The following is a 21,305-nucleotide window of genomic DNA, read 5'->3' on the forward strand; positions in this document are numbered from 1 at the left end:
TGATTCCCAACCCTTTTCATATGGTTGCCTTCATGAGCCAGAGAACCTGCCTGTCCGTCATCCTCGCCGCCGGCGAAGGCACGCGCATGAAGAGCGCGCTGCCGAAGGTGCTGCACCAGATCGCGGGGTTGCCGATGGTAGCTCATGTGGTGAAGGCGGCCGAGGCCGCTGGCGCCAGCGGCCAGGCGCTGGTCATCGGGCATGGCGCGGATGAGATGCGTAAGGCGGCGGCGAAATTTGCACCGAAGGCGGAGACCTTCGTTCAGGACAAACGCCTTGGCACGGCGCATGCCGTCCTCGCCGCTCGCGAAGCGATATCAAAGGGTTATGACGATGTCCTCGTCATGTTCGGTGATACGCCGCTGATCGATGCGGATGCCCTGACGGTGGCGCGACTGAAACTGGCTGAAGGTGCCGCTGTCGTGGTCATCGGTTTCCGACCGCCCAGCCCGACCGGCTATGGCCGGCTGATCGAAAAGGGAGGCAAGCTGATAGCGATCCGCGAGGAAAAGGATTGCTCCGAAGAAGAGAAGAAGATCGGCTTCTGCAATGCCGGCATGATGGCGGTGGCCGGCGCGCACGCGCTCAAACTGCTCGACGCCGTCGGCAACAAGAATGCCAAGGGCGAGTATTATCTCACCGATATCGTCGAGATCGCCAGTGCACAGGGCCTTGATGTCGTTGCCACCGAAGCCAGCTTCGAAAGTGCGCTGGGCATCAACAACCGCGCCGAACTGGCGCAAGCCGAAGCCATCTGGCAGGCGCGTCGGCGCCATGAGGCGATGCTGTCGGGCGTGACGCTGATTGCTCCGGAAACCGTCTATTTCTCGCACGATACCGAAATTGGCGCCGACACGATCGTCGAACCCAATGTCTGGTTTGGACCGGGTGTGAGGGTTGCCTCGGGCGCCAAGATCCACGCCTTCAGCCATATCGAGGGCGCCACCATTGCTTCCAATTGCGATGTCGGGCCGTTCGCACGGCTGCGGGCGGGCGCCGATCTCAAGCAGAAGTCCAAGGTCGGCAATTTTTGCGAGGTCAAGCAGGCCGTTATCGAGGAGGGCGCCAAGGTCAACCATTTGACCTATATCGGGGATGCCCGCGTCGGCGCCGGGGCCAATATCGGCGCCGGCACCATCACCTGCAACTATGACGGCTATTCGAAATTCTTCACCGATATCGGCGAGGGCGCCTTCATCGGCTCGAATTCCTCACTGGTGGCGCCGGTCACCATCGGCAAGGGCGGCTATATCGCCTCGGGCAGCGTCATCACAGAAAGCGTGCCCGACGATGCGCTGGCCTTCGGCCGTGCCCGCCAGAAGACGATTCCCGGCAAAGCCAAGGAATTGCGCGAACGGTTTGCCTCCGCAGCGGCGGCGAAGAAAAAGGCGGCTGGCGCCGACCATTAGCGATTGGTCGACGGGGCTGCTTTCTCGCCGAAGCAATCGAAAAACCGAGCGATTGCAGTAACCGGATTGCAAGGGCGGGCTGTCATGGTGCATGCCTGCAGAAGCGTCCGTTACACGGGACGAAATGCAATGTGACTTTCGCGGCAGGCCGGCCACCCCTAAATAGCGCTGGTTTTCCATGGGCAATCGGGGACTGTCTGCATGTGCGGTATCGTTGGAATCGTCGGCCACTCCCAGGTTGCGCCGCTTATCGTCGATGCGCTGAAGCGGCTCGAATATCGCGGCTATGACTCGGCAGGCGTCGCCACCATCGAAAAGGGCGTGCTCGGCCGCCGCCGCGCCGAAGGCAAGCTGGTCAACCTCGAACGCCGGCTCAAGGACGAGCCGCTCGATGGCACGATCGGTATCGGCCACACCCGCTGGGCGACCCACGGCGTGCCCAACGAGACCAATGCGCATCCGCATTTTTCCGACGGCGTCGCTATTGTCCACAACGGCATCATCGAGAATTTTGCCGAATTGCGCGACGAGTTGATCCGCGACGGCTATTCCTTCTCGTCGCAGACCGACACGGAGGTCGTTGCGCATCTGGTGGCGAGGGAGCTCGCCAAGGGGCTGAAGCCGGTCGAGGCCGCGCACAAGGCGCTGAAGCGGCTGGAAGGCGCTTTTGCGCTGGCCATCATGTTCAAGGGCGACGAGGACCTGATCGTCGGCGCCCGCAACGGCCCCCCACTGGCGGTCGGCCATGGCGATGGCGAGATGTTCTTGGGGTCCGACGCCATCGCGCTCGCTCCGTTCACCAACTCGATCACCTATCTCGAAGACGGCGACTGGGCGGTGGTGCGCCGCGACAGCGTCGCCATCTTCGACATCGACGGCAGACAAGTCGACCGCAGGCGCCAGCAGTCGCTGTCGACCAGCTTCATGGTCGACAAGGGCAACCGCCGCCATTTCATGGAGAAGGAAATCCACGAGCAGCCCGAGGTGATCTCGCACACGCTGGCGCATTATGTCGATTTTGTCTCCGGCGTGTCCAAGCCGCTCGACCTGCCATTCGATTTCGCCAAGATCGGCCGCTTGGCCATCTCCGCCTGTGGCACTGCCTATCTCGCCGGCCTTGTCGGTAAATACTGGTTCGAGCGCTATGCGAGACTCCCGGTCGATATCGATGTCGCATCGGAATTCCGTTACCGCGAGATGCCGCTGTCGGCGAACGATGCGGCCTTCTTCATCTCGCAGTCCGGTGAGACCGCCGATACGCTGGCCTCGCTGCGCTATTGCCGCAAGGCCGGCATGAAGATCGGCGCCGTCGTCAACGTGCGGGAATCGACCATGGCGCGCGAATCCGACGTGGTGCTGCCGACGCTCGCGGGGCCGGAGATCGGCGTCGCTTCGACCAAGGCTTTCACCTGTCAATTGTCCGTGCTCGCGTCGCTTGCCGTGCGCGCCGGCGTGGCGCGCGGGGCGATCTCGACGGAGCAAGAGAAGACGCTGGTGCGAGCGCTTTCGGAAGCACCGCGCTATGCCAACCAGGTGCTGAAGCTCGAAGAGCAGATCGAACGGATCGCGCGCGAGCTGTCGCGCTACAAGGACGTGCTCTATCTCGGGCGCGACACCAATTTCCCGCTGGCCATGGAAGGCGCGCTGAAGCTCAAGGAAATCTCCTACATCCATGCCGAAGGCTATGCGGCGGGCGAGCTGAAGCACGGGCCGATCGCGCTGATCGACGAGAACATGCCGGTGATCGTGATTGCGCCGCACGACCGCATCTTCGAAAAGACCGTGTCCAACATGCAGGAAGTGGCGGCGCGCGGTGGCAAGATCATCCTGATCACGGACAGCAAAGGTGCGGCACAGGTGAGCGTGAAGACGATGGAGACGATCGTGCTGCCGGATGTGCCGGAAATCATCTCGCCGATCATCTATGCGCTGCCGATCCAGATGCTCGCCTATTTCGCCGCCGTGTTCATGGGCACCGACGTCGATCAGCCGCGCAATCTGGCGAAATCGGTGACGGTGGAATAGGCACTCTTAAACAGGCGCCTTTAAAAACTTCGCAGTTCCAAACCGTCTTCCGGTTCACTAATGTTGCGGCGCAATCCGCGCGCCCGGTGAACCATGTCCGATGCTCCGAAGACCCCCGGCATGACCCGGCTGAGGAACTATTTCCTCACGGGCTTCGTCGTCTGCGCCCCACTGGCGATCACCGCCTATATCGCATGGTCGTTCATCGGCTGGGTCGATTCCTGGGTCAAACCCTATATCCCGGCGCGTTACAGCCCCGATACCTACCTGCCGTTCCCGGTTCCGGGGTTCGGGCTGATCGTCGCGCTGATCCTGATAACGCTGATCGGTTTTCTCGCCGCCAACATTGTCGGCCGCGCCATAGTCGGATTTGGCGAGCGCCTGCTTGGCCGCATGCCGCTGGTGCGCGGCATCTATGGCTCGCTGAAGCAGATTTTCGAGACCGTGCTGTCGAACAAGGGCGACATGTTCCGTCAGGTTGGGCTGGTCGAATATCCACGCAAGGGTGTGTGGTCGCTGGTGTTTGTCGCCAGCGAGAAGGAAACCGAGATCAATCAGAAGCTCGACCAGGAAGGTGATCCGCTGATCGCCGTGTTCATGCCGTGCACGCCGAACCCGACGACCGGTTTCCTGATGTATGTGCCCAAATCCGACATCGTGCCGCTCGACATGACGATCGAGGACGGCGCCAAGCTGATCGTGTCGGCCGGGTTGGTGGCCCCTGAGGTAAAGACGAAATTGGTGACGCTGAACGGTGAGCCGATCAACGGAACCCTGGCCAATCCGCCGCTAAGCCCTCATCCGGCGCGCAGGAGCCGCACGGCCTCGTCGCGGCCAAACAAGTAGAGCAGGAGCCGCAGCGCCTCGCCGCGATCCGATTGCAGTTCGGGGTCGCGCGACAGGATCAGCCTGGCATCGTCTCGCGCGGCTTCGAGAAGGTCGGCATGCGCCTCGATCCGCGCCACCTGGAAACCCGGCGTGCCGGACTGGCGCGTGCCGAGCAATTCGCCTTCGCCGCGCAATTTCAGGTCCTCCTCGGCGATCAGGAAGCCGTCCTCCGTCTCACGCATCACCGACAGCCGGCGTTTGGCGGTTTCGCCGAGCGGGTCCTTGTAGAGCAGCACGCAGGATGACTTGATATCGCCGCGCCCGACCCGGCCGCGCAGCTGGTGCAATTGGGCGAGACCGAATCGCTCGGCATGCTCAATGACCATGATCGTGGCGTCAGGCACGTCGACGCCGACCTCGATGACAGTGGTGGCGATCAGGATGCGCGTCTCGCCCTGCTTGAAGGCGCGCATTGCCTCGTCCTTCTCGGCACCCTTCATGCGGCCATGGACAAGGCCGATGCGATCGCCGAACAGCGGCTTCAGCGAGGCGAAACGATCCTCGGCCGACATCAGTTTTATCTCTTCTGACTCCTCCACCAACGGACAGATCCAATAGATTTTCTGGCCATCCGCGACGGCATCGAGCATGCGGCCGACCAGTTCGTCGAGCCGTTCGAGCGGCAGCGTGACGGTGCGGATCGGCTGGCGGCCGGCTGGTTTTTCCGTCAGCTTCGACACATCCATGTCGCCGAAAGCGGTCAGCACCAGCGTGCGCGGGATGGGGGTCGCGGTCATCACCAGCATGTCTGGCGCGTCGCCCTTGGCGGTGATGGCAAGCCGCTGATGGACGCCGAAGCGATGCTGCTCGTCGATGGCGGCCAGGACCAGATCGTGGAAGCTGACCGTTTCCTGAAACAGCGCATGGGTGCCGACGACGATGTCGATTTCGCCGCTGGCGAGACCCGCCAGCGTTTCGGCTCGCTCGCGGCCCTTTTCGCGGCCGGTCAGGATGGCGATGCGCAATCCGACCTTGGCGGCAAGCGGGGTGATCGTCGCCAGATGCTGGCGCGCCAGGATTTCGGTCGGCGCCATCAGCGCCGCCTGGCCGCCGGCCTCGACGGCGCGTGCCATGGCCAGGAGAGCCACGACCGTCTTGCCCGAGCCGACATCGCCTTGCAGCAGCCGCAGCATGCGCTCGGGGTCGGCGAGATCGGCGTTGATTTCGGCGAGCGCGAATTCCTGCGAGGGGGTAAGCGAATAGGGCAGGGCCGCACGCAGCTTCTCGACGATGCGGCCATCGCCGACGAGCGGTCGGCCTGACAGGCGTCGCACCTTTGCCCGCACCAGGGCCAGCGAAACCTGCCCGGCGAGCAATTCGTCATAGGCGAGGCGGCGCCATGCAGCCCCTTCGACCGCGACATCGATCGGGTCGGCGGGATAATGGATGCGGGTCAGCGCGTCGCCGAAGGACGCAAAGCCCTGGCGGCGCATGAAGGCATCGTCCTGCCATTCCGGCAGGTCCGGCAGGCGGCCGAGCGCCTGGCCGATGGCACGGCGCAAAACCTTGCCGGACAGCCCCGCGGTCAGCGGATATACCGGTTCGACCAGCGGCAGGTTCTCGGCTTCATTGGCGAGTGCGATATGGTCGGGATGGACCATGGTCGGGCGCCCATTGAACCATTCCATGCGGCCTGACACCACGACATGCTCGCCCACCGGCATCGCCTTTTCGAGATAGGCGGCATGGGCATGGAAGAAGGTCAGGCCGATTTCGCCGGTATCGTCATGGGCGTAGACCCGATAGGGCACTGATTTGTTGCCGCGCGGCGGCGCCTGGTGGCGGTCTATGCGCAGCTCAAGCGTCACGATGGCGCCTTCGGCCGCGAGTGCGATGCCTGGCCGGTTGCGGCGGTCGATGACGGTGTGCGGCAGCACGAACAACAGATCGCCGGCACGCGCTGCGCGATCGCCGAGGTCGGCCGCCACGACCTTCTCGATCAACGCACCGACCTTCGGTCCGATGCCGGCAAGCGAAGTGATCGGGACAAACAGGGGATCGAGGATGGAAGGACGCATGATGTCAGCTTATGTCGCGACGGCCGCAGCGCAAGGCTGACACCGCCCACTATCCACGCTATATGCGCCGCTTGAAGCGAGGATGCGGCACAATGACCGGAACGAAACGATCAAGCGAGGGTCTGGACGCCCATCGCCGCAAGCTGTTGTTCCGCTCCTGGCATCGCGGCATGCGCGAGATGGACCTCATCCTCGGCACCTTCGCCGATGCCGAGATCGGCACCTTGACCGCTGAGGAAATCGACCAATATGAGAGGCTCCTCGACATTTCCGACACGGAATTCCTGCCGCTGGTCACTGGCGAACGCCCGGTGCCGACGGAGATCGACTGTGCCGTCCTGCAAAAAATCCTGGCGTCCCGCCGGACCATGACTTTCTGAACACATGACTTTCTGAACACAAGCAATTCCAGGAAAAGTGCGAAGCGGTTTTCCCACGGGAATTGCGACAACCAAGACCGTGATTTGATGGCTCTCATTCCCACCATTGGCTTGCCGAAGGGCCGCACCGGCCAGTTCATCGTCGACGGTGTCGCCGATGGATACGAGGCCTTCGCGCTGGTCCAGACGGCGCTCGAGATCGCACCCGACAAGCCGGTGCTGTTCGTGGCCCGCGACGGCCAGCGCCTGCCTTCCATCATCGAGGCGCTGTCCTTCGTCGCACCCGGCCTGCCCGTGCTGGAGCTGCCTGCCTGGGACTGCCTGCCATACGACCGTGTGTCGCCGGGTTCCGATGCCGCCGCCAAGCGCCTCGATGCGCTGACCGCCATGATCGCGCTGGCGAAGAAACCGCATCGTGCCGTCATTCTCACCACCGCCAATGCGTTGCTGCAGCGTATTCCGCCCGCGGAGCTTGTCGAGGCGCAGACCTTCCACGCCAGACCCGGCAACCAGATCGACATGAATGCGCTGATCGCGCGGCTGGAGACGTCGGGATTCGAACGCGTGCCGACCGTGCGAGGCATCGGCGAATTCGCGGTGCGCGGCGGCATTCTCGACCTCTTCGCGCCCGGCTGGACCGAGGCGCTGCGACTTGATTTCTTCGGCGACACGCTGGAATCGATCCGCGTCTTCGACGCCGCCACGCAGCGCACCACTGGCCAGCGCAAATCGATGGCGCTGCAGGCGATGAGCGAAGTGGCGCTGACGCCTCAAACCATCAGCCGCTTCCGCCGCGCCTATATCGAGGCCTTCGGCGCGCCATCGCGTGACGACGGGCTCTACGCCGCGGTCAGCGAGGGGCGGCGCTTCGCGGGCATGGAGCATTGGCTGCCGTTCTTCTATGAGCGGCTGGAGACGGTGTTCGATTACCTGCCTGACGCACCCGTGGTTTTCGACCATCTGGCGCATGAGGCGCTTGCCGAACGTCATACGCTGATCCTCGACCACTACGAGGCGCGCAAAAAGCAGGCTGACGGTGCGCTCAAGGATGCGGTGCCCTACAAGCCGGTTGCGCCGGACCTGCTCTACCTCTCGCCGGAGAATCTCAAGTCTTCGCTTGGCGAGCGCGAGGACATCGACTTTACCGTGTTCGATGCGCCCGACGTAGGGGGTAAGAAAGTCTTCCACGCCGGCTCGCGGCATGGCCGCAGCTTCGTCGAGGAGCGAGCCGATCCGAACGTCAATGTCTTCGATGTCGTCGTCCGGCACATAGCCGACGAGCGCGCGGCGCGGCGCCGGGTCGTCATCGCCGGCTGGACCGAAGGCTCGCTCGACAGGCTTGGCCAGATTCTGGCCGAGCACCATCTCGGCAACCTCAAACAGGTCGAGACGCTGGCCGAGGCCGAACAGCTCGAGCCGGGCCAGGCCGCATTGGCGGTTTTGCCGCTGGAATCCGGCTTTGAGACTGAAAAGCTAGTCGTTGTCGCCGAACAGGACATTCTGGGCGATCGGCTGATCCGTCGCTCGAAGCGCAAGAAGCGTGCGTCCGATTTCATCGCCGAAGCCTCGGCCCTGTCGGCCGGTGACATTGTCGTCCATGCCGACCACGGCATTGGCCGCTTCATCGGCCTGCGCACCATCGAAGCGGTCGGCGCGCCGCATGACTGCCTGGAAATCCACTATGCGGGCGACGACCGGCTGTTCCTGCCGGTGGAAAACATCGAGCTTTTGTCGCGCTATGGCTCCGACACAGCCGAGGCAACGCTCGACAAGCTCGGCGGCGGCGCCTGGCAGTCGCGCAAGGCCAAGCTGAAGCGGCGCCTGCTCGATATGGCCGGGCAGCTGATCCGCATCGCCGCCGAACGGCAGATGCGCGCCGCGCCGGCGCTAGTGCCGGCCGAAGGCCTCTATGACGAGTTTGCCGCCCGCTTCCCCTACGAGGAAACCGACGACCAGCAGACGGCCATCGACTCGGTGCGCGACGACCTTGGCGCCGGCAAGCCGATGGACCGGCTGATCTGCGGCGATGTCGGCTTCGGCAAGACCGAAGTGGCGCTGCGCGCCGCCTTCATCGCTGCGTTGGAAGGATTTCAGGTCGCCGTGGTGGTGCCCACGACGCTGTTGTCGCGCCAGCACTTCAAGACATTCTCGCAGCGTTTCTCAGGGCTTCCCATCCGTGTCGCCCAGGCCTCGCGGCTGGTCGGCGCCAAGGAACTCGCCGAGACGAAGAAGGCCCTGGCCGAGGGGCAGGTCGACATCGTCGTCGGCACCCACGCGCTGCTCGGGTCGTCGATCTCGTTCAAGAATCTCGGCCTGCTGATCATCGACGAGGAGCAGCATTTTGGCGTCAAGCACAAGGAACGGCTGAAGGACCTGAAGAGCGACGTGCACGTCCTGACGCTGTCGGCGACGCCGATTCCGCGCACTCTGCAACTGGCCTTGACCGGCGTACGCGAACTGTCGCTGATCGCCACGCCGCCGGTCGACCGCATGGCGGTGCGCACCTTCATCTCGCCCTTCGATCCGCTGGTCATCCGCGAGACGCTGCTGCGCGAGCGCTACCGCGGTGGCCATTCCTTCTATGTGGTTCCGCGGATCAGCGATCTCGCTGAAATCCATGATTTCCTGAAGGAATCCGTTTCCGAGCTGAAGGTGGCGGTGGCCCATGGGCAGATGCCGCCTGGCGAACTCGATGACATCATGAACGCCTTCTATGACGGGCAGTACGACGTGCTTCTGTCGACCACCATCGTCGAATCGGGCCTAGACATCCCGACCGCCAACACGCTGATCATCCATCGCGCCGACATGTTCGGCCTGTCGCAGCTCTACCAGTTGCGCGGCCGCGTCGGGCGCTCGAAGGTGCGCGCCTATGCGCTGTTCACCCTGCCGGCCAACCGCAAGCTGACCGACACGGCCGAGCGCCGACTGAAGGTGCTGCAATCGCTCGACACGCTGGGCGCCGGTTTCCAACTCGCCAGCCATGATCTCGACATCAGGGGCGCTGGCAATCTTCTGGGCGAAGAACAGTCCGGGCACATCAAGGAGGTCGGCTTCGAGCTCTACCAGCAGATGCTGGAGGAGGCGGTCGCCGAGGTGAAGGATTCCGGCGAGGTCCAGGATGGCGGCTGGTCGCCGCAGATCGCCGTCGGTACGGCGGTGATGATCCCGGAAGGCTACGTGCCGGACCTGCAGCTCAGGCTGGCGCTTTATCGCCGTCTCGGCGATCTCGAAACCACCGAGGAAATCGACGCCTTCGGCGCCGAGTTGATCGACCGTTTCGGCCCGCTGCCGGACGAGGTGAAGCATCTCTTGAAGATCGTCTTCATCAAGGCGCTCTGCCGCAAGGCCAATGTCGAGAAGCTCGACGCCGGGCCGAAGGGCGTCGTCATCCATTTCCGCAAGCGTGAATTCCCCAATCCCGTCGGACTGGTCAAGTATATCGGCGAGCAGGGTTCGCTGGCCAAGATCAGGCCGGACCATAGCGTGGTCTTCGCGCGTGATTGGCCGAATGCCGAAAAGCGCCTGGCGGGCTCGGCTGTGGTCATGACGCAATTGGCGAAGTTGGCGGAGAAGGCGGCCTGATCCCGGCTTTCGGGTCGTCCAGGGGGCGTCAAGCCATTCGCCAGCATCGAAATTCCGGTCTAGAATAGGAAATCGGCTTCGTGTATGGAGCCGCCACCCCATCTAGGGGCTGGAAATGGCGGGCAAGGGTGTTCGCCGGAAAGAGCGTTGGGTGCAGCGATGACGAAATGGTCGCCGAATTCGTGGAGAGCAAAGCCGATCAAGCAGGTTCCCGCCTATCCGGACCTTGCAGCGCTGAAGAACACGGAAGCCCAACTCGCCACCTTTCCGCCGCTGGTCTTTGCCGGCGAGGCGCGCAAGCTGAAGAAGCAATTGGCTACCGTCGCCGCCGGTGAGGCCTTCCTGCTCCAGGGCGGCGACTGCGCCGAGAGTTTTGCCGAACATGGCGCGGACAACATCCGCGACTTCTTCCGCGTCTTCCTGCAAATGTCGGTCGTGCTGACCTTCGCCGGCGCGCAGCCGGTGGTGAAGGTCGGCCGCGTCGCCGGCCAGTTCGCCAAGCCGCGCTCGTCCGACAACGAGACCAAGGGCGAGGTGACGCTGCCGAGCTATCGCGGCGACATCATCAACGGCATCGAATTCGACGCCAAGTCCCGCATCCCTGATCCTGCCCGCCAGGAAATGGCGTACCGCCAGTCGGCGGCGACCCTTAATCTTCTGCGTGCGTTCGCGCAGGGAGGCTATGCCAGCCTGGAGAACGTGCATCGCTGGATGCTCGGCTTCGTCTCCGACAGCCCCCAAGGCGAGAAATACGAGTCGCTTGCCAACCGCATCACCGAGACGATGGATTTCATGCGCGCGGTCGGCATTACGTCCGAAACCAATTTCGCGCTGCGCGAAACCGACTTCTACACCAGCCACGAGGCGCTGCTGCTCGGCTACGAGGAAGCGCTGACCCGTGTCGATTCGACCTCCGGCGACTGGTACGCCACGTCGGGCCACATGATCTGGATCGGCGACCGCACGCGCCAGCCCGACCATGCGCATGTCGAATATTGCCGCGGCATCAAGAATCCGCTCGGGCTGAAATGCGGTCCGTCGCTGACGCCGGACGGCCTGCTGGAACTGATCGACCTGCTGAACCCCGAGAACGAGCCGGGGCGGCTGACGCTGATCGCCCGCTTCGGTTCCGACAAGGTTGCCGACCATCTGCCGAAGCTGGTGCGCGCGGTGCAGAAGGAAGGCCGCAGCGTGGTCTGGTCGTCGGATCCGATGCACGGCAACACCATCGAAGCCGCCGGCTACAAGACGCGGCCCTTCGATCGCATCCTGAAGGAGGTGCAGACCTTCTTCGAGGTGCACCGCGCCGAAGGTACCCATCCGGGCGGCATCCATGTCGAGATGACCGGCAAGAACGTCACCGAATGCACCGGTGGCGCGCGCGCCATCACGGCCGAGGAGTTGCAGGACCGCTACCACACCCATTGCGATCCGCGCCTCAATGCCGACCAGGCGATCGAACTGGCCTTCCTGGTCTCGGATCTGTTGAAGAAGAGCCATCCGGTGCAGCACAAGCAAGTCGCGAACGGCTGAGCCTGGCAATTGGACCGATGAAGCAAAAGGCGCCTGGGAAACCCGGCGCCTTTTCCATTTTCGGCTTTTTTGTTTGTGCCTCCGACCGTGCTGGCGCGGCCGGCGAAAAGCGCAGGCTTCAGTCTTGCTTGTAAAGCAGCCAGCTCTTGCCGGCGCGGCCGGCCATGGCCGAATGCCTGGTGACGCGGTTGCGGCCACTGACTTTCGAGCGATAGAGCGCCCGATCCGCCTTGGTGTAGAGGTCTTCGGGGCCTTCGGCCTCGGATGCCATGCAGATACCCATCGATACCGTCACGGTGCCGTAATTCATGCCGGTCTGGCTGCTGGTGAAGGGGGTCTGCTCGATCAGCGTGCGGATGCGTTCCGCGATCTCGTAGGTCGCGTCCTCGCTGGCGCCCTCGATGATCAGCGCGAACTCCTCGCCGCCGGTGCGGGCGACGAACATGTCGCCGCGAATACTGGTCCGGAAAATCTCGGCGATGATCTGGATGATCTTGTCGCCGACGGGATGGCCGTAGCGGTCATTGATGTCCTTGAACCGATCGATGTCGACAAGCACCAGGGCATTGAACAGGATACCCTTGTTGCTGTTGTAGATCCTGGTGATTTCCTTGTCGAAGGCGCGGCGATTCCAGATCTGGGTCAACGGATCCGTGTCGGCCAGCCGCTTGTATTCCTCGAGCTTCGACTTGACGCTCTCGAGTTCGGCTGTCTTGTCGCTCAGCGTCGAGGCGATCTGCCGGCCGTGATCGATCGTCGAATTGGTCGCGATGGTCATTGCATTGGCGATTTTTTGCAGAAGATCCTGGGAGAGCAGGCTGCGGTTGGTCAGGCCGCTCGATGTCTCATCGAGGATTCTGCCGTATTTTTCGATGTGGCTGCGTTCGCTGCGCAGGAGCGACGCGACCTCTTCGAGCTCGTGGGCGATGACGTCCCTGGCATGCTCGACGATGCCGGGGCCATGGTTATGGGCGAAGAAGGTGCGTCCGATCTGATCCAGCTCGTCCTGCGTCGGCCGGTTGCTCAGCGATACGACGGCGAGGCTGAGTTCGCGGTTGGTGCCGCTCAAGGCCTCATAGAAAATCTCATAGTTGCGTGGCAGACCGAGGACGCCAAGCTGGCGCATGGTGGCGACAACGGTGGTTGCGATATCGGTGCTTCGTTCGGTCGAGGCTGCTGCCGGCTGCATGTCTGATTCACTCTTCCCCTCGGATCCCGGCCAGAATTCGCGGGTCCATTGATCACCGACCTGGGGAGCGCTACCCGGTGCGCCAGAACATCTTGCGAAGAGGCGCGTCCCCACCTGCGCCCTTCGCTTGGGAGGATCATAGTTGCGTCGGCGCTAAAGTTTCCTTAATCCGCCCGACTTCCAGAGGCGTTCTCTACCTGTGGCTGTAATCGCATGAATTTTTGCACAACCATCCCGGGACAACCCGCTGTTCGGTGGTCTTGAATGCGAAACTCCGCGGTGTGTTGCCGCAAATGAAACTGAATTTCGAATTCGCCGCGCCAATCGATGTCGTATTTGCTTGCGCGTAACCACCGCGAAGCTGGAATCCTGACAAGGATGCTGGAGACGAGGTTTCTTCGAGGAGTGCCGAAATGAGCAACAACCACCAGGGATCATGCCTGTGCGGAGCGGTCCGCTTCCGGACAAGCGGGGCGCTGCGTGGCGTTGTCTACTGCCATTGTTCGCAATGCCGTAAACAGAGCGGGCATTTTTATGCCGCGACCAATGTCGCCGATACCGACATCTCGATTGAAGGGACGGAAAGCATCACCTGGTATGAAGCGTCCGCTTTCGCCAGGCGCGGCTTCTGCAAGGCATGCGGATCGGTGCTGTTCTGGAAGGCAATGGATCAGGACTATATTTCGGTCATGGCGGGATCGTTCGACAAGCCGACCGCGCTCAAGGGCGAATGTCATATCTTCGTCGGCGACAAGGGCGACTATTATTCGATAGACGACGGGCTGCCGCAGTTTGAAAAGTCGACGCCATCCATACCGGTCGCCGAATGAAATTTGGACGATCCGCCTTATTCCATTGATCGGAGCATTGCTTTATCCCGGGCCGGTGATTCCGAGAGGGGCCTTGGCATGCAACGGCTGATCGATGCTTTTATCAATTCGGTGCGGGCGTTTCGCAAGCTGGCCGCTCATGAGAAGGCATTCCAGCAGGAGCTGATGCTGCTGGCGCTCGCCTTGCCGGCCGGATGGTTCATTTCGGTCTCCTGGCGTGGTTATGCCTTGCTGATCGGCGCGGTGCTGCTGCTGATCATGGTCGAGGTTCTGAACACCGGCATCGAGGCGGCATGCGACGCGTTCAGCCGCGAGTTCAATGTCGACATCCAGCTGGCCAAGGATTGTGGCTCGCTGGCGGTGCTGATTTCGGTCGTGATCGCTGGCGGCGTCTGGGGCATTGCCCTGATCGAACGCATTACCGGGGTGCCGATCTGAGACTTTGATCCCTATATGACAGTCACCAAAGGAGACCGTCATGGCAGAGGTCACGAATTCCTCGCTTCTCGAACGCCGGTGAGCATGCCGCCGAGTTCGCGGAACATGTCGTGCCGCTGCAGCCACGGCATTGGCAACTATCGCGAAGGCAGACTGCCTGCTCCCGATTTCGCGCGCTGGTTCGCACCGCGCCTCAACCATTTTCTCGGGATCTCGATGGGCACCACAATGTCGAGGACTACCAGTATTTCCCGGCCTTCGCCAAGGCGGAGCCCCGTCTGAAACGCGGCTTCGACATTCTCGATGCCGATCACCACACGATCCACGAAGGACTGGAGCGCAACGCCGAGGCGGCGAATGCCTTCATCCGCACACTTCAGGAGAGTGAGGACAAGCAGCGCTTCGCCGCCGATGCCTACGCCGACGAAAACAGCCGGCTGATCGCGATGCTGACCCGGCATCTCGCCGATGAGGAGGACCTGATCATCCCGCTCATTCTCGATCGGGGTGATCGGGCGCTCGGCATCGACTAACCGGTCAAACCTCCTTGGCGCGCTCCCGCTTGGCGATGTGGCGGGCGGCAAGCCAGGCAAGCACGGCCACGGCAAGGCCGATGCCAAGCCCGACGAACAGCCGCTCGTGGCGCATCAGCGCCTGGCCGATCAACTGTTCGGCTCCCAATCCGAAGACATAGCCGATCGTGCTGAACAGCACTGCCCAGATCACCGATGAGATGGCGTTGAGGATGACGAAGCGGGGCGCCGCTATGGTCGAAAGGCCGGCCGCGACGCCGCCGACCAGGCGCATGCCGTAAATGTAGCGGTTCGACAGCACGAATATGTTGGGATGGGTGTTGAGCAGACGGTAGGCGCGGCGAAAGCCGGGCCGCCGACGCAGCCTGACGACATGGCGATTATCGGCGAAACTCCTGCCGAGGATGAAGAAGAAGGTATCGCCGGCGAAGGCGCCCAGCGCTGCCGCGGCAAAGGCATGCCACAGCACGAAAACATGTTGGTGAGCGAAGAAGCCACCCAGGATCGCGGCACTTTCGCCTTCGGCCACGCAGCCGAGAAAAACCGCCAGCAACCCGTATTGTTCGATGAAATGGTGGATCGCCTCGGTCATGACGCCGACTGCTGTGACAGTCTTTCATCGATCCGCTTGACCACTTCCGCCAGCCGCACGATCTCGTCGCGCATGCCGATGATCTGGCTGTGGCGCAATTCGTCCAGTTTCTCATGCAGCGCCATGATCTCGATCTCGGCCTTCAGATTGACCTCGTAGTCGTGGGCGGCATCGATGCGGTCGCGTTCGGTCTGGCGGTTCTGCGCCATCATGATCACCGGCGCCTGCAGGGCGGCGATCATCGACAGCACGAGGTTGAGGAAGATGAAGGGGTAGGGGTCGAACGCATCGCGTGACAACAGCCAGACATTGCCTGATGTCCAGACGACCAGGAAGGCGATGAAGGTCAGGATGAAGGACCAGGAGCCGCCGATGCGGGCAATCGTATCGGCAAGGCGGTCGCCAAAGGTCTGATGGAAGGCGACGGCCTTGTTGGTGTCCCTGGTGATGGTGGTACGCTCGATGGTGCTTTGCAGCACCCGGCTTTCCAGCTGGCTCAGTCCATCCGGCTTACGCTTCAGCCAGCGGTTCGCCAGATCGTCGATCGTCTTGTTCATGGCTGTCTCCAAGCGCTTTGCTGCGCTAGAGGTAGAGGCTGCCGGCCCAGGCGGGAAGTGCTAGATTGAGGCGAACCGACAGGGACCGATGGCCGACTTCAAGAAAATTCGCGCTCGCGCGGCAAATCGCAAGGGCGGCGAGGCGGAACTGACCTCCCTGTTGGGGCCGATGCCCGACAATGCGGCGGTGGCCGACATCACCGATGACCGCATCCTCTCGACGATGGCCGAGCGCGTCTTCGCAGCCGGTTTCGTCTGGCGGGTCATCGAGCAGAAATGGCCTGGATTCGAAGAGGCGTTCCTGCGCTTCGAACCCAAGCGGTTGCTGTTCCAGCCTGACGATTTCTGGCACGACCTGGCTTCGGATCAACGCATCGTGCGCAATCCGCAGAAGATCAAATCCGTTCGCGACAACGCCGCCTTCGTCGAGCGCGTGTCCAGGGAGCATCGCGGTTTCGGCCGGTTTCTCGCCGACTGGCCCGCCGACGACCAGGTCGGGCTGATGGCCTATCTCGGCAAGCATGGCAGCCGGCTCGGCGGCAACACCGGCCAGTATTTCCTGCGCTGGCTGGGCTGGGACGCTTTCGTCATTTCGGCCGATATGGCCGCCGCCCTTCGCGACGCGGGCCTCGACATCGCCGAGAACCCGACATCGAAGAAGGATCTCGACAGGATCCAGGCCCAGATCAATCGATGGGTGAAGGAGACGGGCCTGCCGCGCCGGCACATTTCGCGCATCCTGGCGATGTCGATCGGAGAGAACCATTCGCCGCAATCGCTGCGCGAGTATATGGGCGACGATTGACGGTCTGAATTGGTCCAAGCGAACGCCATTGCGGGGCGAATTCCGCCGCGCTAAGTCAGCAGGCATGACCAAAAAACTCGACATACTGCGTATCGCCATTGCCCAGCTCAACCCGACGGTCGGCGATGTCGCTGGCAATCTTGCCAAGGCGCGAGAGGCGAGGGCGGATGCTGCCCGCCAGGGCGCCGATCTCGTGCTCTACACCGAGCTTTTCCTCGCGGGCTATCCGCCGGAGGACCTGGTGCTGAAGCCGGCCTTCCTCAGGGCATGCGAGCGGGCGGCACAGGATTTTGCCGCCGATACCGCCGACGGTGGTCCGGGCGTCATCATCGGCACGCCGCTGAAGCGCAAGAGCGGCACGCATAATTCCATCGTCTTCGCCGATGGCGGCAAGATCATCGCCGAACGCTACAAGCTCGACCTGCCCAATTACGGCGAGTTCGACGAGAAGCGCGTTTTCCAGGCCGGGCCCGAGATCCAGGGGCCGGTCAACTTCCGTGGCGTGCGCATCGGTGTCCCGATCTGCGAAGACATCTGGGGCGAGGTCGGCATCTGCGAGACGCTGGCCGAAAGCGGCGCGGAAATCCTGCTGGTGCCGAACGGCTCGCCCTATTATCGCGCCAAGATCGACGTTCGCCACCAGGTCGTCATCAAGCAAGTCATCGAATGCGGCTTGCCGATGATCTATGCCAACCAGCTCGGCGGCCAGGACGAGCTGATCTTCGACGGCGCCTCCTTCGCCATCGGCGCGGACAAGACGCTCGCCTTCCAGATGAGCCAGTTCGAGGACGCGGTCGACGTCACCACCTGGAAACGTGCGGACAATGGCTGGGTCTGCTCGGAAGGACCGATGTCGAAAATCCCGGACAAGGAGGAGGCCGACTACCGCGCCTGCATGCTTGGCTTGCGCGACTACGTCAACAAGAACGGCTTCAAGAATGTGGTGCTCGGCCTGTCCGGCGGCATCGATTCGGCGATCTGTGCGGCCCTTGCGGTCGACGCGCTCGGCGAGGAGCGGCTGCGCGCCGTCATGATGCCTTATCGCTACACCTCGAAGGACTCGCTCAAGGATGCCGAGGACTGCGCCCGCGCACTTGGCTGCCGGTATGACATCGTGCCGATCTTCGAGCCGGTCGAAGGATTTTTGCACACGCTGACGCAGTTGTTCGAAGGCACCAAGGAAGGCATCACCGAGGAGAATTTGCAGAGCCGCGCGCGCGGCACCATCCTGATGGCGATCTCCAACAAGTTCGGCTCGATGGTCGTCACCACAGGCAACAAGAGTGAGATGTCGGTCGGCTACGCCACGCTCTATGGCGACATGAACGGTGGCTTCAATCCGATCAAGGACCTCTACAAGATGCAGGTCTATGCGCTGTCGCGCTGGCGCAACAGCCATGTGCCGCCGGGCGCGCTCGGGCCTTCGGGCGAGGTGATCCCGAAGAACATCATCGACAAGGCGCCGTCGGCCGAATTGCGTGAGAACCAGACCGACCAGGATTCGCTGCCGCCCTATCCGGTGCTGGACGATATTCTGGAATGCCTGGTCGAGAACGAGATGGGCGTCGACGACATCGTCGCGCGCGGTCATGACCGGGCGACGGTGACACGCATCGAACATCTGCTCTACATCGCCGAATACAAGCGCCGGCAGGCGGCACCGGGTGTAAAGATCACTAGGAAGAATTTTGGCCGCGACCGCCGCTATCCCATCACCAACCGTTTTAGGGATCGTGGATAGGGGTCCTTTCGCCTGCCGAGCGAGAGTGCGCGATACCGCGGCGAGAGTGCCATCATGCCGGATTGTGAGATCAGCTTCGACCTGTCACGCATCGATTTCCGCGCGACCTCCGACCTGTTGATGGCGAGCTACTGGGGAGCTGGACGCAGCGATGCGTTTCATCACCGAGCCTTTGCCAACTCGTTCTGCGCCGCCGCTTACATCGCCGGCAAGCAGGTCGGTTTCGGCCGGGCGATCACCGACCGCACGGTATTCGCCTATCTCGCCGACATCATCATCTGGCCCGAGCATCGCGGGCAAGGCATCGGCTTGCGGCTGGTGCGGGCACTCATCGATCATCCTGAACTCAGCACCGTCTCGCACTGGAGCCTGTCGACCAGCGACGCGCATGGGGTCTATGAAAGACTGGGCTTCAAGGCATCGATGGATGGACGATACATGCGCCTCGATCGTGCGGTGTCTGCCGAGTAAGCAACGCGACGACGAGAGGCACCAGTCGCGACTGTTGCAAAATCGCCTCATCGGCTGGTCCAGCACTGCTTTTGGCCAGGCTTGCCTTGGCGAACGATCGAAGCATCCCTATAACGGCCTCTCCGCGATTCCCTTCAGGGAGGACCGAATGCTAGGATTTGACATCGTTATGCGAGGCCGCGAAGCCTAGGGCTGCGCCGGTGTTCCGAAATATCGGAACCATTCCGGACGCAGAAAAGGCATTTACCGCTGCCGGTCGCCGCCCATTGGGCGGGCGACCAACCATAGCCGAACCTCCGCATTCATGGGCAATTGCCCGGCGCGGTTTATCAATTTTCGACCTTACTGGGATCGGGCTCGTTTGCGCCCGAATGACATCATGGCTCGTTTTAAGATCGATTTGCGCGCCAGCGCCTTTCGCAGTGTTCTTGGGTTCACGCTCATCCATTGGCGGCGCCAGCCCTGGCGGCTTTCGCTGATCATGGGCGGTTTCCTGCTGTCGACGATGGCCGACGTGCTGACACCGCTCTATTCCGGCCGGCTGGTCGATGCCGTCGCCAGCAGCGCCGGCGCGGACGCGATTGCCTGGAATGCCGCGATGACGGCATTCCTGATTCTGATGGCGCTGGCGCTCACCGGCGTCGTGCTGCGCAACCTTGCCTTCATGGCGATCGTCGAATTGACTCTGAAGATGATGGCCGACATCGCGGCGGACGCTTTCCATCGCGTCCAGCGCTTTTCCACCGACTGGCATGCCAACTCGTTTGCCGGCTCGACCGTGCGCAAGGTGACGCGGGGCATGTGGGCGCTCGACCTGCTCAACGACACCATCCTGATCGCGCTGCTGCCGTCCGTCGTCATGCTCCTAGGCTCGACGCTGCTGCTCGGCTGGTTCTGGCCGCTGATGGGCGCGGTGGTCGCGGCTGGCTCCGTGCTGTTCATCATGGTGACGGCGATGCTGTCGCTTGGCTATGTGGCGCCGGCGGCAAGACTTGCCAACACCTGGGATACGCGGCTGGGTGGCTCGCTGGCCGACGCGGTGAGCTGCAACGCCGTGGTCAAGGGCTTTGGCGCCGAGGAGCGCGAGGAGCGCCGCCTCGCCAGGGTGGTTGCCAAATGGCGTGCGCGCACGCGGCGCACTTGGGTGCGCGGCACCATTAACGGCACCACGCAAGGGGCGCTGCTGCTGGTCATGCGGGCCGCGGTGATCGGCCTGGCGCTGATGCTGTGGTCGTGGGGACAGGCGAGCGCCGGCGATGTCGCCTTTGTGCTGACCTCGTTCTTCGTGCTGCAAGGCTATTTGCGCGATATCGGCACGCATATCCGCAATTTGCAGCGTTCGATCAACGACATGGAGGAACTGGTCGATTTCCAGTCCGAACCGCTCGGCATTGAAGATCGGCCTGGCGCCGGACCGATTGCCATCACGCAGGGCCACATCGCCTTCGACAACGTCACCTTTCACTACGGCAATCACCGGTCGCCGCTCTATCGCGACTTTTCGGTGGATATCGCACCGGGTGAACGTGTCGGGCTCGTCGGTCACTCGGGCTCGGGCAAGACCACCTTCGTCAAGCTCATCCAGCGGCTCTATGACGTGAACGCGGGAAAGATAGTGATCGACGGCCAGGATATCTCGCAGGTCGCCCAGGCGTCGCTACGCGGCCAGATCGCCATCGTCCAGCAGGAACCGATCCTGTTCCACCGTTCGCTGGCCGAAAACATCGCCTATAGCAGGCCAGGCGCCAGCCAAGAGGAGATCGAGCATGCCGCGAGACTGGCGAGCGCGCACGATTTCATCGCCAACCTGCCGAAAGGCTATGGCACGCTGGTCGGCGAGCGTGGCGTGAAACTGTCGGGCGGCGAGCGTCAGCGCGTGGCGATCGCCCGCGCTTTCCTGGCCGATGCGCGCATCCTGATCCTGGACGAGGCGACATCGAGCCTCGATTCGGAATCGGAGGTGCTGATCCAGCAGGCGATGGAACGGCTGATGGTCGGCCGCACGACGCTGGTCATCGCGCACCGGCTTTCGACGGTGAGGGCGCTCGACAGGCTGCTGGTGTTCGATCGCGGCAAGATCGTCGAGGAAGGCTCGCATGACGAGTTGATCCGCCTGAAGGGCGGCATCTACCGCCGCCTGTTCGAGCGCCAGGCGCTGGAACTGACCAAGGGCCTCATGGTCTGACCCGAGATGGCCTCCGGCTTAGGCTGGAGGCCATCTCCATCACGCGCTGCGAGACGTCCGAGCCCCTGTCACCCGGCATATGCCGGCTAAGCAAATCCGCCTGCGAAGTCCTTTTTCATATATCGA

At 62.7% G+C, this 21,305-nt stretch carries 17 protein-coding genes; 13 read left to right on the top strand and 4 right to left on the bottom strand.

Annotated features, from left to right (window positions below; all coding sequences use genetic code 11):
• The first annotated feature begins 32 nt into the window (after window positions 1-32).
• From glmU to EN824_RS05890, 3 genes are all read left to right on the top strand, one after another.
• A complete protein-coding gene (glmU, locus tag EN824_RS05880) occupies window positions 33-1,409 on the top strand; it encodes a bifunctional UDP-N-acetylglucosamine diphosphorylase/glucosamine-1-phosphate N-acetyltransferase GlmU (protein WP_127279537.1) in 1,377 nt (458 codons plus the stop codon).
• A 201-nt stretch (window positions 1,410-1,610) separates the two neighbouring features.
• A complete protein-coding gene (gene glmS / locus EN824_RS05885; RefSeq protein ID WP_127279538.1) occupies window positions 1,611-3,434 on the top strand; it encodes a glutamine--fructose-6-phosphate transaminase (isomerizing) in 1,824 nt (607 codons plus the stop codon).
• Window positions 3,435-3,527: 93 nt separating this feature from the next.
• On the top strand, window positions 3,528-4,280 hold the full coding sequence (locus EN824_RS05890) for a DUF502 domain-containing protein (protein WP_127279539.1): 753 nt from the start codon (window positions 3,528-3,530) through the stop codon (window positions 4,278-4,280).
• Here the strand turns inward: EN824_RS05890 and recG are convergent.
• Window positions 4,232-6,340 carry an ATP-dependent DNA helicase RecG gene (gene recG / locus EN824_RS05895; protein WP_127872587.1) on the bottom strand — a complete coding sequence of 703 codons (2,109 nt, stop codon included), beginning with the start codon at window positions 6,338-6,340 and terminating at the stop codon, window positions 4,232-4,234. The two genes, EN824_RS05890 and recG, sit on opposite strands and share 49 nt — an antisense overlap.
• A 92-nt stretch (window positions 6,341-6,432) precedes the next feature.
• Here recG and EN824_RS05900 point away from each other — a divergent pair, with 92 nt between their 5' ends.
• The 3 genes from EN824_RS05900 (at window position 6,433) to EN824_RS05910 (ending at window position 11,838) form a co-directional block, all read left to right on the top strand.
• Window positions 6,433-6,720 (top strand): succinate dehydrogenase assembly factor 2, encoded by a 288-nt coding sequence (locus tag EN824_RS05900; RefSeq protein ID WP_127281115.1) that lies wholly within the window; start codon window positions 6,433-6,435, stop codon window positions 6,718-6,720.
• An 87-nt stretch (window positions 6,721-6,807) separates the two neighbouring features.
• The gene (gene mfd, locus EN824_RS05905; protein ID WP_127872586.1) at window positions 6,808-10,305 is read left to right on the top strand and encodes a transcription-repair coupling factor; all 3,498 of its coding nucleotides are present in this window, start codon (window positions 6,808-6,810) and stop codon (window positions 10,303-10,305) included.
• Between the two features lie 159 nt (window positions 10,306-10,464).
• Window positions 10,465-11,838 (top strand): 3-deoxy-7-phosphoheptulonate synthase class II, encoded by a 1,374-nt coding sequence (locus EN824_RS05910; protein ID WP_127872585.1) that lies wholly within the window; start codon window positions 10,465-10,467, stop codon window positions 11,836-11,838.
• Window positions 11,839-11,956: 118 nt separating this feature from the next.
• Here the strand turns inward: EN824_RS05910 and EN824_RS05915 are convergent, their stop codons facing one another.
• The gene (locus tag EN824_RS05915; protein WP_127278688.1) at window positions 11,957-13,027 is read right to left on the bottom strand and encodes a diguanylate cyclase; all 1,071 of its coding nucleotides are present in this window, start codon (window positions 13,025-13,027) and stop codon (window positions 11,957-11,959) included.
• A gap of 413 nt (window positions 13,028-13,440) precedes the next feature.
• Between EN824_RS05915 and EN824_RS05920 the strand changes: the two genes are divergently transcribed.
• The 3 genes from EN824_RS05920 to EN824_RS05930 all read left to right on the top strand — a co-directional run bounded on the left by EN824_RS05920 (window position 13,441) and on the right by EN824_RS05930 (window position 14,828).
• Window positions 13,441-13,857, top strand: a complete 417-nt coding sequence (locus EN824_RS05920; RefSeq protein ID WP_127278687.1) for a GFA family protein — start codon at window positions 13,441-13,443, stop codon at window positions 13,855-13,857.
• A gap of 78 nt (window positions 13,858-13,935) precedes the next feature.
• Entirely contained in the window at window positions 13,936-14,295 is a 360-nt protein-coding gene (locus EN824_RS05925; protein WP_127278686.1) for a diacylglycerol kinase, read from the top strand.
• A 110-nt stretch (window positions 14,296-14,405) separates the two neighbouring features.
• On the top strand, window positions 14,406-14,828 hold the full coding sequence (locus EN824_RS05930) for a hemerythrin domain-containing protein (RefSeq protein WP_335930805.1): 423 nt from the start codon (window positions 14,406-14,408) through the stop codon (window positions 14,826-14,828).
• 4 nt (window positions 14,829-14,832) lie between these two features.
• Here EN824_RS05930 and EN824_RS05935 read toward each other — a convergent pair whose 3' ends face one another.
• Window positions 14,833-15,420, bottom strand: a complete 588-nt coding sequence (locus EN824_RS05935; protein WP_127278685.1) for a DedA family protein — start codon at window positions 15,418-15,420, stop codon at window positions 14,833-14,835.
• Window positions 15,417-15,977 carry a DUF1003 domain-containing protein gene (locus tag EN824_RS05940; protein WP_127872581.1) on the bottom strand — a complete coding sequence of 187 codons (561 nt, stop codon included), beginning with the start codon at window positions 15,975-15,977 and terminating at the stop codon, window positions 15,417-15,419. Before EN824_RS05940 ends, EN824_RS05935 begins: the two co-directional genes overlap by 4 nt.
• 88 nt (window positions 15,978-16,065) lie before the next feature.
• Between EN824_RS05940 and EN824_RS05945 the strand changes: the two genes are divergently transcribed.
• The 4 genes from EN824_RS05945 to EN824_RS05960 all read left to right on the top strand — a co-directional run bounded on the left by EN824_RS05945 (window position 16,066) and on the right by EN824_RS05960 (window position 21,179).
• Window positions 16,066-16,782 carry a DNA-3-methyladenine glycosylase I gene (locus EN824_RS05945; protein WP_127278683.1) on the top strand — a complete coding sequence of 239 codons (717 nt, stop codon included), beginning with the start codon at window positions 16,066-16,068 and terminating at the stop codon, window positions 16,780-16,782.
• Between the two features lie 64 nt (window positions 16,783-16,846).
• The gene (locus EN824_RS05950; protein ID WP_127278682.1) at window positions 16,847-18,523 is read left to right on the top strand and encodes an NAD+ synthase; all 1,677 of its coding nucleotides are present in this window, start codon (window positions 16,847-16,849) and stop codon (window positions 18,521-18,523) included.
• Between the two features lie 54 nt (window positions 18,524-18,577).
• Complete coding sequence (locus EN824_RS05955) at window positions 18,578-18,994, top strand: GNAT family N-acetyltransferase (protein ID WP_127278681.1); 417 nt, start codon at window positions 18,578-18,580, stop codon at window positions 18,992-18,994.
• A gap of 379 nt (window positions 18,995-19,373) precedes the next feature.
• Window positions 19,374-21,179: an ABC transporter ATP-binding protein gene (locus EN824_RS05960; RefSeq protein WP_135931976.1), complete on the top strand. Its 1,806-nt coding sequence runs from the start codon at window positions 19,374-19,376 to the stop codon at window positions 21,177-21,179.
• Window positions 21,180-21,305: the final 126 nt, after the last annotated feature.

Source organism: Mesorhizobium sp. M8A.F.Ca.ET.181.01.1.1, from assembly GCF_004792025.1.
Classification (GTDB): domain Bacteria; phylum Pseudomonadota; class Alphaproteobacteria; order Rhizobiales; family Rhizobiaceae; genus Mesorhizobium.